The 13,518-nt window shown below is 60.8% G+C and carries 16 protein-coding genes; 10 read left to right on the top strand and 6 right to left on the bottom strand.

The window, feature by feature from the left end:
* Positions 1–103 precede the first annotated feature (103 nt).
* Both EDD25_RS17080 and EDD25_RS17075 read left to right on the top strand, forming a co-directional pair.
* On the top strand, positions 104–352 hold the full coding sequence (locus tag EDD25_RS17080; protein WP_134175747.1) for a glycosyltransferase: 249 nt from the start codon (positions 104–106) through the stop codon (positions 350–352).
* A 608-nt stretch (positions 353–960) separates the two neighbouring features.
* Positions 961–2,226 carry an ATP-binding protein gene (locus tag EDD25_RS17075; RefSeq protein WP_134175745.1) on the top strand — a complete coding sequence of 422 codons (1,266 nt, stop codon included), beginning with the start codon at positions 961–963 and terminating at the stop codon, positions 2,224–2,226.
* Positions 2,227–2,278: 52 nt separating this feature from the next.
* Here the strand turns inward: EDD25_RS17075 and EDD25_RS17070 are convergent, their stop codons facing one another.
* The 3 genes from EDD25_RS17070 to EDD25_RS17060 are packed head-to-tail and all read right to left on the bottom strand — an operon-like array spanning position 2,279 to position 5,172.
* Positions 2,279–3,124 carry a hypothetical protein gene (locus tag EDD25_RS17070; protein ID WP_134175743.1) on the bottom strand — a complete coding sequence of 282 codons (846 nt, stop codon included), beginning with the start codon at positions 3,122–3,124 and terminating at the stop codon, positions 2,279–2,281.
* Positions 3,125–3,136: 12 nt separating this feature from the next.
* Positions 3,137–4,780 carry a relaxase/mobilization nuclease domain-containing protein gene (locus EDD25_RS17065; RefSeq protein ID WP_134175741.1) on the bottom strand — a complete coding sequence of 548 codons (1,644 nt, stop codon included), beginning with the start codon at positions 4,778–4,780 and terminating at the stop codon, positions 3,137–3,139.
* Entirely contained in the window at positions 4,777–5,172 is a 396-nt protein-coding gene (locus EDD25_RS17060) for a plasmid mobilization protein (protein WP_422386810.1), read from the bottom strand. Before EDD25_RS17060 ends, EDD25_RS17065 begins: the two co-directional genes overlap by 4 nt.
* A 231-nt stretch (positions 5,173–5,403) precedes the next feature.
* On the opposite strand from EDD25_RS17060, the gene EDD25_RS17055 reads away from it, so the two are divergent.
* The 3 genes from EDD25_RS17055 to EDD25_RS17045 all read left to right on the top strand — a co-directional run bounded on the left by EDD25_RS17055 (position 5,404) and on the right by EDD25_RS17045 (position 6,425).
* A complete protein-coding gene (locus EDD25_RS17055; protein ID WP_134175737.1) occupies positions 5,404–5,712 on the top strand; it encodes a hypothetical protein in 309 nt (102 codons plus the stop codon).
* Positions 5,713–5,956: 244 nt separating this feature from the next.
* Positions 5,957–6,217 carry a glutaredoxin domain-containing protein gene (locus EDD25_RS17050; RefSeq protein ID WP_134175735.1) on the top strand — a complete coding sequence of 87 codons (261 nt, stop codon included), beginning with the start codon at positions 5,957–5,959 and terminating at the stop codon, positions 6,215–6,217.
* Positions 6,218–6,227: 10 nt separating this feature from the next.
* Positions 6,228–6,425: a hypothetical protein gene (locus tag EDD25_RS17045; RefSeq protein ID WP_134175733.1), complete on the top strand. Its 198-nt coding sequence runs from the start codon at positions 6,228–6,230 to the stop codon at positions 6,423–6,425.
* Between the two features lie 342 nt (positions 6,426–6,767).
* On the opposite strand, the gene EDD25_RS17040 is transcribed toward EDD25_RS17045, so the two are convergent.
* Positions 6,768–7,601, bottom strand: a complete 834-nt coding sequence (locus EDD25_RS17040; RefSeq protein ID WP_277871707.1) for a zeta toxin family protein — start codon at positions 7,599–7,601, stop codon at positions 6,768–6,770.
* A 191-nt stretch (positions 7,602–7,792) separates the two neighbouring features.
* Positions 7,793–8,248 (bottom strand): hypothetical protein, encoded by a 456-nt coding sequence (locus tag EDD25_RS17035; protein WP_134175729.1) that lies wholly within the window; start codon positions 8,246–8,248, stop codon positions 7,793–7,795.
* 230 nt (positions 8,249–8,478) lie between these two features.
* Here EDD25_RS17035 and EDD25_RS17030 point away from each other — a divergent pair, with 230 nt between their 5' ends.
* The 3 genes from EDD25_RS17030 to EDD25_RS17020 all read left to right on the top strand — a co-directional run bounded on the left by EDD25_RS17030 (position 8,479) and on the right by EDD25_RS17020 (position 10,689).
* Complete coding sequence (locus EDD25_RS17030; protein WP_134175727.1) at positions 8,479–9,117, top strand: hypothetical protein; 639 nt, start codon at positions 8,479–8,481, stop codon at positions 9,115–9,117.
* A gap of 256 nt (positions 9,118–9,373) precedes the next feature.
* On the top strand, positions 9,374–9,922 hold the full coding sequence (locus EDD25_RS17025) for an RNA polymerase sigma factor (RefSeq protein ID WP_241986614.1): 549 nt from the start codon (positions 9,374–9,376) through the stop codon (positions 9,920–9,922).
* Positions 9,919–10,689, top strand: coding sequence for a hypothetical protein (locus EDD25_RS17020; RefSeq protein WP_134175723.1), 771 nt, complete (start codon positions 9,919–9,921; stop codon positions 10,687–10,689). Before EDD25_RS17025 ends, EDD25_RS17020 begins: the two co-directional genes overlap by 4 nt.
* An 82-nt stretch (positions 10,690–10,771) precedes the next feature.
* On the opposite strand, the gene EDD25_RS18090 is transcribed toward EDD25_RS17020, so the two are convergent.
* Positions 10,772–11,005 carry a S26 family signal peptidase gene (locus EDD25_RS18090; RefSeq protein WP_422386809.1) on the bottom strand — a complete coding sequence of 78 codons (234 nt, stop codon included), beginning with the start codon at positions 11,003–11,005 and terminating at the stop codon, positions 10,772–10,774.
* A gap of 167 nt (positions 11,006–11,172) precedes the next feature.
* Between EDD25_RS18090 and EDD25_RS17010 the strand changes: the two genes are divergently transcribed.
* Both EDD25_RS17010 and EDD25_RS17005 read left to right on the top strand, forming a co-directional pair.
* Complete coding sequence (locus EDD25_RS17010) at positions 11,173–12,114, top strand: abortive infection family protein (protein WP_134175721.1); 942 nt, start codon at positions 11,173–11,175, stop codon at positions 12,112–12,114.
* A 58-nt stretch (positions 12,115–12,172) separates the two neighbouring features.
* Positions 12,173–13,309, top strand: coding sequence for an AbiH family protein (locus tag EDD25_RS17005; protein WP_134175719.1), 1,137 nt, complete (start codon positions 12,173–12,175; stop codon positions 13,307–13,309).
* Positions 13,310–13,518 lie beyond the last annotated feature (209 nt).

The raw sequence follows: 13,518 nt of genomic DNA, 5'->3' as shown, positions 1-13,518 counted from the left end.
TTGAGATTTCAGGGTGCCTCCTGTATCGACTTCCCTCCGCATCTCGCTCGTTTCCCTGCACACGTCCCCGGGCGCTGAACCAGGCTCGGGCGATGCACGCGAAATGAACGTTGTCGTGCGCAACCAAGCGGAGGCCCTCGCAGCTGCCGGCCACACCGTCGAAATTCTCACCCGGCGTTCGTCCCCTGCGATCGCACGTAAGGTGCAGCTGCACCCCCGAGTCACCCTGCGTTTTCTCGATGCAGGCCCGGCAGCCCTCGTACCCAAGGGCGACCACGAAGACTTCATCGACGCCTCTCGTCAGCGGATGTCTGCCCTCGGCCTCTACGACATCATCCACTCCCACCAGTGATTCTCCGACATGGCCGCCCTACCGCTGGCCCGTGATCTCTCGACGTCGCACGCGCAAAGTTTTCACAGTATCGCTGCGGAGGAGCCCACGCCGCTCTCGGAGAGCGAGCGACCGGAATCCGTCGGAAGAATCGCCGGCGAGGCCTGGCTGGCACGGGAATCGGATACGATCCTAGCGATCAGCGAGACGGAAGCCGACACCGGGCTGCCGCGGGGATTTCGGACAGCGGAATTAGCGGATTCTTCTACGCTGCCAAGACTGACACAAAGGGCCTAGTCACCAGTCCTTTCTCGCGGATCATTCGCACGGGCCTCGCGTCGACATTGACGTTCAGGATCAGCTGAAACGGCAATGCATCGGAAATTGCTCGCTATCAAACCAAACGGCAGGAAACAGGCTGGTCTTTTACTTGAGTGAACCGACTCGAAGTGCGCTTCCTCCACGACAAATAACGTCGTGTCACCGCCTCATGTGCCAGTCGTTACTGGCTCCAAAGCCACGGACTCAGCGAGTGCCGCAACTCCTCACCCTCGAAATCCGCAGTCCAACCAGTGCGGAATCCGCAGCTCAAGTGCCTCGAAATCCGTAGAACGCACTAAGATTGCGGGATGACATCAGCTTCGCCACATCACGTAGAACGCCGGGCCATCAGCGTAATTCGCGACCGGATGACCGAAGAGCCCGTGGTTCTGTTGGAAGGCCCACGCTCCGTAGGCAAGTCCACCCTGCTGAAATCCTTGGCTGATGCCCACAACGCAGAGGTCATCGACCTGGATGATTTAGCAACCCGAGATGCCGTCCTGGCGGACCCGAGGCTATTCATGGCGGGCACGCCCCCGGTGTGTGTGGACGAATACCAGAAAGCACCCTTAGTTTTGGATGCGATCAAAGCCCAGCTCAACAAGAACACACGTCCGGGCCGTTTCCTTCTGGCCGGGTCAACCCGACATGACGCGTTGCCCAAAGCGGCGCAATCGCTGACCGGACGGCTGAACCGGATGACCATCTATCCCCTGACACAGGCAGAGATCGGAGGACACGCAAGCCACCTTGTCGACACGCTCTTCTCGTCCCCTGCCACTGCAATACAAGCATCCGCCTCGAAGACGACCCGCGATGACTACATCCAACGCATTACCCGGGGCGGGTTCCCGATCGCGATCGAACGAACAACCGCGGCATCAAGAAATCGTTGGTTCGACGACTACATCCGGTTGACCCTCGAACGCGACGCCCGGGAACTCTCCAACATCAGACAATCCGCCATGCTGCCCCGCCTATTAGGAAGGCTCGCCAGCCAAACAGCCCAAGTACTCAACATTGCCCGCGCGGCAACTGACATCACACTCGACGACCGAACAGCCGACAGCTACACGAAACTCCTAGAAGCCGTCTTCCTCGTGCAGCGGCTTCCCGCATGGCACTCGACCTTGACCGCACGAACCGCTGCCACCCCCAAACTCCACATCATCGACTCCGGCGTCGCAGCGCGACTGCTACGTCTCACCCCCGAGAAACTGGCACGCCGCGACGCAACATCGCTGACTGAATTCGGGCATCTCCTCGAAACCTTCGTCGTCGGAGAAATACAGCGAGAGGCGTCCTGGATTGACGGAATAGCCGGGATCGGCCATTGGCGAACCCACGACCACGATGAGGTCGACCTTGTTATCGAACGCGACGACGGCGCAATCATCGCGTTCGAAATCAAAGCAGGAAGCAGAGTCCCCGGTGAAAGCTTTGCCCCCATGCGCAAATTACGCGACACGGTAGGAGACGCGTTCATCGCCGGAGTCGCCCTCTACCTGGGAGAACGGTCATACACATTTGACGACCGTTTACACGTCATGCCCGTAGACCGCCTCTGGTCTTAATGACGCAGTTCAGCCTTATTCCCACCCGCCGTGTTCATCACACGGTGCTTTCTCAGCGGGACAGCCCGCCTCGGTCACGCTGCTGAACGGTACTCCGGCTGTTTCGGCGCGACTTGGCGCCTGTACCCGTCTGTGCCATGACGGCCTCACGGGGGTGCTTGGCGTTCTCGCCATCTGCGAGAATTCGGGCGTTAATCGTTTTCTGATCGGCGGTGCCTTCGAGGCTGGCCGCAAAGCGTTTGCGCCGCTCGGAACTGTCATAAGCCAGCTCGCCCGAATCGGCCTCGGTACGTGCCTGATCGGTCCCCGTCGCGCCGTCCCCGTCGCGGCTGCTGAACTCGTCCAGGTCAGCGATATTCCATTCCCGTTCTGCGCCGTCCTGAGCGTCCCGGTCGAGGCGGTCGGCGTTGGCAAACACGAGTTGGCTAATCGTGAGGTCCTCGCCCGCGCGCTGCCGCTCGGCCGCAGCGTCAGCACGGTCGCGCTCGGCGTCACGGAGTGCCGCAGCAACCGCAGCGGGATCCGCTCCGGGTGCGTCAACGTCGATCCCATACCGGTCCTGGACCTCGCGCTTGATCGTGTCGCCGGCGCCCTGGGCAACGTCGTCGAAGTCGCGCCACGCCGTCGCCGTTTCGTGCATGCCAGCTATGTCGTCGGGACTGGCCTGATCCCACCACTCCGCCTGCTGGATAGGCGCGAGGCTGGCGCGGGCTGCTCCGCGTTCGGCGTCGAAGCGTGCTTGGAGCTCGCGCGTTTCCTGAACGGCGCCGGCTTCACGCTGGCGGGCCAGTTGTTCGCGCAATCGGGCAATGCGTTCGCCGAACTGCGCTGCGATGGTCAGTGCGATGCGTAGCGAATCGTCGAACGTCTCGCCGACACCGTCGGTGTCTTCAGCCATGATCTGTCGCCCCTATTCTCTTCCGTGTCCGTCACGCTCGTGCGGCGTGGCTGGTGTCTTACGTCTGGTGGGATTCAACGTGGTCGGAACCGGTGAACCGGTCCCGGGCGTGGCAAGACCCTCGGTCGCACGTCGCATCACGTCGGGTACCACGACCGACTGTGTGCGGGAGTCCGATTGTGTACTCTTGCTGGGTATGGCCGGGAGGCGATCGGTGACCGCTGCGAATTGGGTGCGCAGCGTTGCCGTGATCTGTTCGGCGCGGCGGGCGTCTCCGACCGCGCTGTGCATGTCGAGGATGGCGACGGATACACGGCCCAACTGGCGGAGCATGATCGCTTCCGCCATGGTCCCTGTACCTCCGCTGGCGGCTTGCATGAGGATCATGGCGGCGTTCGACGCCGACCCCAGTTGAACAGGCTTCGGCTTGGACTCGTGCGCCCGCAGGTGTGCCGACCGTGCCAAGTCGCGAGACGTCTGAGCCAACGGCCCCGGCGTCGCCTCCACCCGCTGCGACCATGCCGCGAACGCGCCAGCTGTCTCGCGGGCGACATGCGCCCAGGTGGCACGGTCGGTCACGGGCACCTCGCGCAGCTGCTTGCGGAGCTGGCCGATTTCGTCGCTGTACTGCTTCCACATTTCCGGTGCCGGCGTGCTCTCTTCTCGGCCCGGCGCAACGGGTCGGTACTGCCACGGGTTCTTCGCCGTCGCACGCCACTCCTCCACGGCGCCCTGCGCCGCCTGCGGGCTATCCGGCCAGCCCTCACGAAGCCTCGGCAACGTAAGGTCCCGGGCCAGACGACCACCCCCGAACCAGATCGGTTGAGTCCCGCCTGCGGGGCGAAGGGCTACCGAGTAGCCTGCGACGACGTCGTCCCGGCCGGCCGCGTATCGGGGGCGGATCAGTGCTCCGCCACGGCGCAGCCTGCGCACGAATTCCCCCTCGTCGACGGATGCCGTTGCTGCAGCTCGAACAGTGCGCTCGAGCTTGTGTGAGTCGATCTCCGACGCTCCCATACGTGCGGCACGCTCCCGCTCAGCAGGCTTCACACCACGCTCCCCCAAACCGAGGCCGCGGCTCTCCAGCTGCTCCAGACCATGATCGCGTTCCAGATCACGGCATGCTTCCTGGGCCCGTGTGAAGTCGTTATGCGTGCTGGCTTTCGTACCGTCCTCGCGGACCAACGACACGGCGAGGTGTACGTGATCATTCCCATTCAACGACACACCGTGCCGCACAGCAACCCACCGGCACGCCGCCTTCCCAGACGCCTCAGTGAAACCCATCCGATCAACGAAATCCTGCGCGATGACGCCCCACTTCTCATCCGACAGTGCGCCCTCTTCGGCCCTCAACGACAACGAGCAATGCCACACGTCAGCCCCGACACGTTTCGTCGTCACCGTCCCCGTGGCCGGGTCCGTCTCCCGTGCCATCCGAGTGATCTCCGTGCCGAACGCCCGGCGCGGCCCATCCAAGCTCTTCGCGATCGCTAACGCCGTATTGCGGTCCAACACGCTGTAGCCGTGCTGCGCCATGATCGCCGCGTCCCCCGCGACCAGGTGCTGCTCCTCATGCTCGTTCGACCGGCCTCCACCAGCTAGGTAGACCATCAGTCCGCCCATCTGATCGCCCCGCCGAATGTTGGGCATCATGACTGCGCCAACCGCTCAATAACATCCTCAACCTGACCGGCCAACACCTGGTACTCCGCCACAACCCCCGCCGCCTCGGCCGGGAACTGCCCCTCACTATTGGCGTACTTCGCCAACTGGTTGACATTGTTCGACACGTTCGCCATCAACCGTGTCACCCGAAACAACTCAGCAATCACTTCCTGACGCTCCGTACTCGTCTCAATATGCGCATTCATCGCCGACTCAAACAGGAACCGGGGCACGGTCACCTTCCGCACCACCGCACGAGCCTGCAACTTCGCATCCTCATCCGGGCTCACGTACACGCTGTAAAACTTCTTCCGCGCCACCACGGAATTTGCCCGCCGCGCACGACCAAACAACCGGCGTTCACTAGGTTCTGCCCTCATCCCGCCCCTCCCGGCCCAGCGCAGCGACCCCGACAACCCGGGGACCATACGCCCAGTATGCCAAATCGGGCGCACCGCGACCAAATTTGAAAGCCATTTACCCTTGGTAAATGTATAGCTTGCTCCAAATCGGCACTGCCGGTATGGCACGTTTCCGCTCTCGGTGCTTCGGTGAAAGGAGGCTGACACACACTCGGCTGAGACGTGTGCCTTGCCTGTAGCCTGATGATCATGAGCGATGCGAATGTGAAACCAGAGGATGCAGCCGCCCGCGCGCGGGCAATCATTGAAGCGAATGTGGACGCGCGTGTGGAAGCGGTACGAGTGCTCGCCGATGCCGGCAACGAGTACGACGCCGCAGACCAGCAACTGAAGTTGGCGACCCACGCTCACGAACACGCGTGGACTGCCGCCCTGGCCTCCGGATGGAGCGAAAAAGACCTCCGTGCTACAGGCGTCAAAGCACCCGGCCAGTCCGCGCCGAAGGCACGCAAGCGACGCACCGCTGCCCCGGTCACGACCCCAAACACTGAGGCGTAGCCGCCGGCTCTTACCTGTAACGAACAAGCCCCGTCGAGCTGTGCTCGACGGGGCTTCTTCGTGCAACTCCGTTGCCTTTTCGGCTGTTTATCGTACGCATCATTCCTCTCTTGGCAAGGGCTTTCGCGGCATATCCTCACTCGCTGCGCTCCCTCCGGTATTCCACGGTCCCTGGCCAATTCACCCCTGACGCTGTAAATCGGCGTGCGCCAAAAGGCAATGGGGTTATAGAGAGGACCACACCATGAATGAACCGCTCACCGTGTACGCGCTGCCGAACTGCATGCAATGCACGATGACCACACGCGCACTCGACGCCGCCGACCTGCCGTACACCGTCATCGACCTCACAACCGATGCGCAGGCCACCGACCTGATGAAACAGTTCGGCTACACCACGGCACCCGTCGTCATCGCCCGCCTGGTGTCCTGGTCAGGCTTCCGACCCGACTGGATCGCGAAGATAGCCGCCCTGCGCGACCACCCCTCCCTCACCGGCGAGTAGGCGCCCTGCAATGGAATTCAGCACCCTGCAGACGACCCTGCCCGTCAGCGACCTGGAACACGCGGCGCGCGCACGAAAAGTTGCCGAACGCCTCGACGACCTTCGCGCCTACGGCCGCCACGGCTACACCCTCGCAAACACGCTCACCATCACCGGAACCAACGACGTGACCATCATCGACACGCTCACAAAGGACCAAGCCAAATGACCACAACAACCTGCACCTCACCGGCGTCGCCCCTGATGACACCGGACCAAGCCAGCGATGCGCTGGGCATATCCCTTACGGAGCTCCGGAAAATGAGACTTGGCATCGCCGGACCGAACTACCACGGCATCGGCCTTGGCCTCATCCGCTACAACACAGCAGACGTCATACGCTGGCGAACATCACGGGATGCAGCATAGGCGCGTCCGGCGCGGCTCCGTGGCATCGATCGCGACCTACTTCAACGCGCTTCGAAACGTCACCGAGCCGCCGCCGAGCTGCGCGTGAACGCGGCAACGACTGAGACAGCGTCAATCCGACCGCCAGGCGATGCTGATGACGCTACTCACGTCCGCGATCATCCCGACCACGGCCGTCCCGTGCCCTCGGCGCGGGACGCCGCGGGGAAGCAAGACCATCGGTCGCACGCGAGCGAACCGCCGCAACACTTGCGTCAACAAGCTTGCTCTGCGGCGTTAGTCGCACCTTGTCAACTTCCAGCACACGGTCGGCACCTTCAGCTGCAGTTCGGAACCGCCGGTAGTGATCGACCGCACCGCACTCCGCCGCCAAACGCTCGGCAACAAACTCCGGGAACGAACGACCCTCCGGGCCATCAAAAACAGCCCGTGCATATTCGCTCGGGACCCACCTGCCCCCGAGACCCTCGCCACTCTCAAGAGCAACTTCGTATGACTGTTGCCACCGCTTCGCAATGCGGGACTCAGAAAGCTCATACGGCACTTCCACATCCACCACGTCCACGCCGTAACCTGCCGCCTCGAGTTGCTTTCCCAGCCCCAAAGCCGAGACCTCGGACGACAGAACCGTGTCGATAACGATGTTCGCCCCGGCGCGTATCGCTTCTCCTCGGAGCCGCTTCGCGAGCTCAGACGATTCTTCATGAACGAGCGACGCCAACTCCAGCGGGAAGAACCTCTCCCCAGCCGCCTCATGATCCCTTACGACGGCAGGCTTCAGAAACGCTTCATAACTGCCATCATCGATCGCCACCTGAAGCAACGCATGCTTGAAATCATCTGCATCAATGGTCAGCCACCCGTTAGCTGTATCCCCCAGGATCTCGTCACGCAATACCGTGCTCTTGCCGGCACCAGGCGGCCCAGCAAGAACGATCGCACGACTCTCGAACCGAACCCCAGGACGACTCTCCACAACGTCTCGAATGAGCCGATCATGAAGCTCCGCCCGACCACTCCTCACAACGGCGCGACCGCCAACATAACGGAACCATTCAGGATTGCGCACCGTGGCATGAGGGCCATCCGGCGCGAGCGCCTGACCCGGCTTGGCCAGCGCACGCACACTCGCGCGATGGGCGTCAATCGCGCCCCGAGCGACAGCCACTACTGAGAGGAATCCGCAGCACGATCCAAGATCGCATCGTAAATCGCACCGTCAATGAGTCCCTCACTCAGTGCGCGCCCCACCTCATCGAATGACCCAGAAGCAGACACCAAGAGCGAATCAAAACCATCCGTCGGCGCCTCCGACGGGTAAACCCACCGGCCCAACTCATCAACGAGCTGAGCCCGGGTCAACTCCCCCGTGGCATACCGCTGCGCAATCTCATACGCAGACGCACCAGAAAACCCCGGCACCGGCTCCGCCACCTTTGCCGCCGTCCGCAACGCAGAATGAATCGTCGGCTGCTTCACCCCCAACTGCGACGCAAGCTCCGTCTGACTCATGATCGCAGCCAAACGCCGCAACTCCCGAAGGTAATCGAGACGGTCAAGATCAAGCCGCTGGCGCAACGTCCGCGCCCTCTGAACCTCAGGACGGTAACTAATCGTGGTCATACAAACCACCTCCTATAGACCATTCTATAACACGTGTATAGAACTATCTATAGGTACTTTCGAGCGGAGCCGCACTCCACAGCCACCCCCCGACTGACGCTGGCCGTATTAAACCGGCTGAGGCGGCAGATTCGCGTGCCTCGCCTATTTTCTGGTCTTGACCGAAGGCATGATCTACACGTTCGATACGGAGGACTGGCCTGTTTCGCACCAACGCATAGAGTCGGTTCATGACCTTCATCGAAATGACAGCGGCGGCCGGAGAATCGGGAACTTGGGCGGGTGTAGCCGTAGCGTTCATCGTCGGGGTGGGCGGACTCATCGTCGGCATTGTCGGCTTGGTTAAGGCGCATCAGGCCAAGCAGGAGGCCATGGAGGCCAATCGGATCGCGACGGCCGCCAATGCGATTTCCGTGGCCGCGAACTCGCTATCCGAAGAGGCGAATCAGATTTCCCGCCAGAGTGCAATGCGATCCACTGAGGAGCACGATGTCGATTGGGACTGTAACTGGCTAGAACCCGGTACTTACGTCGTGAGTAATTCTGGTCGGGATACCGCGACCCAGGTCCGGGTCCTGGTGACAGTCGACGACGAGACGGTAACGGCGGAGGCCGCAGAAGTTGGCCATCTCGGCGAAATCGTGCTGATGTTCCCGCGGGCGCTGACGGCATGGCGTGAGGAAGAGGCGGAACGCCTAGCGTCTGCCCAGCGCGGGAGAAGCGGACCTAGGATGACTGCACCATTGATGAACCTGTCTCCTCTCTTCGGGAATGACCACCAGATTCGTGATCGGATTCTATGGACGACGGAGCTTGGAACACCGCGATTACATGATGAGCACGCGAATCTTCAATCACTCGAACCGTAGAGTCCGAGTGGTGGGAAAGTATCACTCTTCAGAAGTAAATGGCGGCATAGTTACACAAGTTGCCGGCCGCGATGGTGTCAGATGAGGAACCCCTTACGGGAATCGAAAGATTGAGTTCGATTGAATGGTTGTGGGCCGCGTGGATGCGCGATTTTCGGATTGCAGCCATGCCGCTCCGATGCAAAGAGCTATCGGCCGCAGCCAACTGTAACGTTTTGAAGATGGGCGGACATTACAGGATATGGATACTGGTGTGGTGAGCGAAGTCGAAGTCTGGACGCGTGCGTGCGCCAATGATGGCCGCGCGTTCACGTCACTGTTCGACACTCATCGTGACCGGGTGTTTCGCCACGTTCTACGTCTGGTCGACAACGCCCATGATGCTGAAGAAGTCACGTCGGCGTCATTCTTGGAGTTGTGGCGCCGCCGCGCCAGCGTCATCCTCGTCAGCGATTCGGTCCTTCCCTGGCTGCTGGTAACGGCCGGCCACATCGCTCGCAACGTCAGCCGCGGAACTCGACGGTACCGCATACTTTTTGATTCGCTGCCGCGAGCGGATGCCACAGCTGACGCCGAGCAGATTGCTGTCGCCCACATCGAGGAAGGCGAGTCAGTCGGCTACATGAAAGCCGCCATGAAGATGCTCAAGCCTGCGGATGCTTCCCTCGTCGTCTTGGTTGTCCTGGAGAACTATGCGGTCACCGAGGCTGCGACTCTGCTGGGACTCTCCGACGGGGCAGCCCGCACTCGTCTGCATCGGGCCAAAGGAAAAATTCGAGAGCAACTGACGGAGGCGCGCGCATGACGCAGATCGATTTTGACCCGGTATTTTCGGCTGCAGTTCGCAACGAGCTGGACGCGCGCGTTTCCGCGCCATCGTCGACCGTCCCCTTCTGGCGCAGACACCTCCGTCTCGGAGCGGGCATCCTTGCCGGAGCGAGCATCCTGATCGGTGGTGCTGCTGCTGCCACAGGCCTGTTGACCATGCCCGGCACCCAAGACGTCACCGAACTTGGTGCATCCGTGGTGAAAACGGCGACGGGAACAGACACTGTCCAGCTGGGCGCTGTGCCTGACGGGGCAACAGGTGTTTTCGTTTCCCTGACCTGTCTGACTCCGGGAACGTTCACCTTTGAGGACGGCGCAAGCATCGGCTGCACCATGGACGACGTCGGTCAAGCCACCGGCGGTGGCCGCTACACGCTGACTCTCTCGCCGGGACAGCAGTCCATCACCATCACGACCCCACCAGAATCCAGCTGGACTATTGCCGCGACGTACGTCAGCGAGCGGACCACAGAGTGGGCCGTTAACGACAACGGCGAGACGTATGGCGCGCTGAACGAAGGCGGTGAGCCGGACTTGATTGCAGTCATCGCGACTAATGGAAATGACGGCTTTATTCATGCTGGGGAACTTGCCCAGGCAGACGGCAGCGAACAAGCAGCAACCTTCACGTCCCCGGAGCAAGCACTCGCGTGGCAAGACTCCATGGCGGGGAAAACCGTTTCGGTCCCCGTCTATCAAAACGATGGCGAAACTCGCGTTGGAGGGTTCACAATCCAATACTGAAATGAGGAAAGGGTCGACTAGCCATCGATGGCTGCTTTAATCACAGAACTGGGCCCGCAAACCGAACCTCTTGCGGGACACCTCAAGGTGTCGGCGAGGGCTCATCTCGCACGCCACTGAAAACGACTGGGTAGTCGTCGAGGAATGTCCATCGACTCGCCGGCCAATTGATGACAAAGGCCCGCCCGGTTACATCCGGTAACGGGACAAGCCCGTTACCGGGGTCATCCTGGTGGTAGCGAGAATCTTGAGAGTTGCCGCGGTTATCACCCATGACCCAGAGAGAGTCGGGCGGGACAACAACGTCGAAGTCCATCTCCGAGGCCGCAATCGAGCCCTTACACCGAGCAATAATATGATTACGCCCTTTCGAGAGACCGTCGATTCGGCGAACAGGTCAGCTCGCGGCTGGGACGATCACTCGGCCTCGAGTGATCGCATCGGCGCGAGGTTAGTCCGCGCAACGCACATAAGATCTGTCGTATGGCCACACCCCAGCATCGGATCTCACAGGTAACGCGTCGCAAGATCGCTGATTCGATCGCCCTGGCCCCGTTTTCTTGGTCCGGCACGCTCGACGAGCCGAATTTCCTCGCTCGAATATACGACCTTAGAACCATGCGGAGCACTGACACCCGGTACACCCACGCGTATGACGACATTTACCAGCACCAGGTTCGGAACGACGATTGGGGCGCGGGGTGGGTCTTCACTGATGCGCGCTTCAATCTGCTCCATGTAAACGACGCTGAATTTCTCAGGTTGCTCGCCGAGATGATTCATCCGATCGTGCGGCCCGACGAAGCGGAAGTTGCAGAGGTTCTCACCAGCCTAAACGGGATGTTGCGGGCCGATGGTTACGAGCTGCACCCGATCGATTGGATCAGTGGGCACGCCGTGTACGGCTGGCAGAGGGTCGATTCTTTTCACGGATCGTCACCGGAACTCAGGCTTCACGAGCGACCTCTGACAGATCCCGTTGTGCTTCAGGAGCATCTCACGCGCATAAGGAACGGATTGGTCGCAGACCCGGCTGCATCGATTTCTGCGTGCAAGAGTCTGCTGGAGAGCCTGCTCAGGATCGTCCTTAATCAGAGTTCTGTTGCTTATCCAAAGAGCGACGACGTACCGCAGCTCTACCGGAAGGTTGCGGACTTGCTCGCCCTAAATGCTGAATCGGTTCCCGCCTCAGCTCGCGGAAGCGAGTCATCGCAGAAAATCCTCCGAACCCTCGTGACGACTGTGGGAACGCTCGCTGAACTGCGCAATGAGCTAGGCATCGATCATGGCAAAAGCGAACGGAGCGCCGCGCTAGCGCGGCATGCCAGGCTGGCGCTTAACGCGACTGTGACCGTGGCCGAGTTCATCCTCGATACCTGGCAGACGAGGCTCGAGTCGGGTCAGTTGCCTGGCGCTACGCACTAGACCTTGCTGAAACGGGCCGGTACCTCCGCGCGCGTTGACACAGAGAGAAGAACTATCCTTGGCCTACGAAGACTTCACGAGTCGCTTTCAGGCGGTTCCGTCGCAGCACAACATCATGGCACTGGTGGGTAACGGGTTCGATATACAGGCATTGTCAGGACTTGGGTCATCCACTGACACGCGATACGAGTCTTTCTATCACTACCTCAAATACCGGAAGTTCGACGCAACGAACCTCATCCTCGAGCGCATGGAAGCGCTGCGGAATACTGGTGCCGAGAACTGGAGCGACGTAGAGAACGTGATTGAGTCGCTCCGCACGATCGATCGAGTTCGGCCCGACCGGATCTCCACAGACGTGAGGAAGATTCAGCGGGAGTTCGCAAACTTTCTTGACCAAGTTGCTACCCCTGACGTTCTTTCTCGTCTCGGTGAAAACGCCGCATTTCAGAACCAGACGATGGTCAGCTTCACGGAGTTCCTCGGTGATATCGAGGATCCTGATGAGTATCAGAAGCTGCGTCTGATTCAGAGGTTGGCGATTGGCGACGTCTTCAACTTCAAGTTCGTCAACTTCAACTACACGACGTTGCTCGATGACTTCGTCTACCTCGACCAGGAACAGTTCGATCCGCATCCGCACAAATGGTCAGATCGAAACATCGAGTTCCACCCGAACCCTCTCGGCCACGTAGGCGGACGCGAGCGTTCTAATTTCTACATGGTCGCGAACTTGGTGTCCGACGTGGTCCATCCTCACGGTATCCAATACACGCCGAGGTCGTTATTGTTCGGCATCGATGAGGCGGATGGTGAATCACGGAAGCTGTCGAAGCCCTACTGGGCGCAGAATCGCGTTAAGTACGCGGACCTGTTCTCCGCAACTGACTTGTTCATCGTCTTCGGATGCTCGCTGGGAGATACTGACCGGTGGTGGTGGCGTGCCATCATCGATGGGCTTCGGCACAATGATGATGCCGATTTGATCCTGTACTGGCGTCGTGGCGCTAACGAGCTGGATCTGACAGCGAAAGAGATGCGACAGCGGTTCGCCAGCGCTGCTGGGTACCCGGAAGATTCGAACGTCCTGGCACTCCTGAAGCAGAGGGCGCGCGTCGTTCTCTACGATGATGCGTCTGAGCGGGCGTGGTTGAACACGAACGCGACCGCTCCGCCAAACTGGGTGCGGCCGTGAGTAACTCGGCCGGTGAGCAACCCCGGAATTCCGTCACTGAGCATCGCGCCGCTCTTCGCGCACTACGGCCTAGGCCAGTCACGGCGGAATTCACCGCCCTCTCGCCGTCCATCCGCGTCTTGCGGAGTGGCCACCGCTCCCGTTCGTATGCGACCAGGTGTGCCATAACCTGCCCTGCTGTCCGCAAACCCTGTCAGAAACTCGCTACC

The organism is Cryobacterium psychrophilum (genome assembly GCF_004365915.1).
Lineage (GTDB): Bacteria > Actinomycetota > Actinomycetes > Actinomycetales > Microbacteriaceae > Cryobacterium > Cryobacterium psychrophilum.
This window is presented reverse-complemented; position numbering and strand designations above follow the sequence as displayed.

Bases quoted from the DNA above. Each gene is read 5' to 3' on its own strand.
- EDD25_RS17080 (WP_134175747.1), top strand. From the start codon at position 104: ATGAACGTTGTCGTGCGCAACCAAGCGGAGGCCCTCGCAGCTGCCGGC.
- EDD25_RS17075 (WP_134175745.1), top strand. From the start codon at position 961: ATGACATCAGCTTCGCCACATCACGTAGAACGCCGGGCCATCAGCGTA.
- EDD25_RS17070 (WP_134175743.1), bottom strand. From the start codon at position 3,124: ATGGCTGAAGACACCGACGGTGTCGGCGAGACGTTCGACGATTCGCTA.
- EDD25_RS17065 (WP_134175741.1), bottom strand. From the start codon at position 4,780: ATGATGCCCAACATTCGGCGGGGCGATCAGATGGGCGGACTGATGGTC.
- EDD25_RS17060 (WP_422386810.1), bottom strand. From the start codon at position 5,172: ATGAGGGCAGAACCTAGTGAACGCCGGTTGTTTGGTCGTGCGCGGCGG.
- EDD25_RS17055 (WP_134175737.1), top strand. From the start codon at position 5,404: ATGAGCGATGCGAATGTGAAACCAGAGGATGCAGCCGCCCGCGCGCGG.
- EDD25_RS17050 (WP_134175735.1), top strand. From the start codon at position 5,957: ATGAATGAACCGCTCACCGTGTACGCGCTGCCGAACTGCATGCAATGC.
- EDD25_RS17045 (WP_134175733.1), top strand. From the start codon at position 6,228: ATGGAATTCAGCACCCTGCAGACGACCCTGCCCGTCAGCGACCTGGAA.
- EDD25_RS17035 (WP_134175729.1), bottom strand. From the start codon at position 8,248: ATGACCACGATTAGTTACCGTCCTGAGGTTCAGAGGGCGCGGACGTTG.
- EDD25_RS17030 (WP_134175727.1), top strand. From the start codon at position 8,479: ATGACCTTCATCGAAATGACAGCGGCGGCCGGAGAATCGGGAACTTGG.
- EDD25_RS17020 (WP_134175723.1), top strand. From the start codon at position 9,919: ATGACGCAGATCGATTTTGACCCGGTATTTTCGGCTGCAGTTCGCAAC.
- EDD25_RS18090 (WP_422386809.1), bottom strand. From the start codon at position 11,005: ATGGACTTCGACGTTGTTGTCCCGCCCGACTCTCTCTGGGTCATGGGT.
- EDD25_RS17010 (WP_134175721.1), top strand. From the start codon at position 11,173: ATGGCCACACCCCAGCATCGGATCTCACAGGTAACGCGTCGCAAGATC.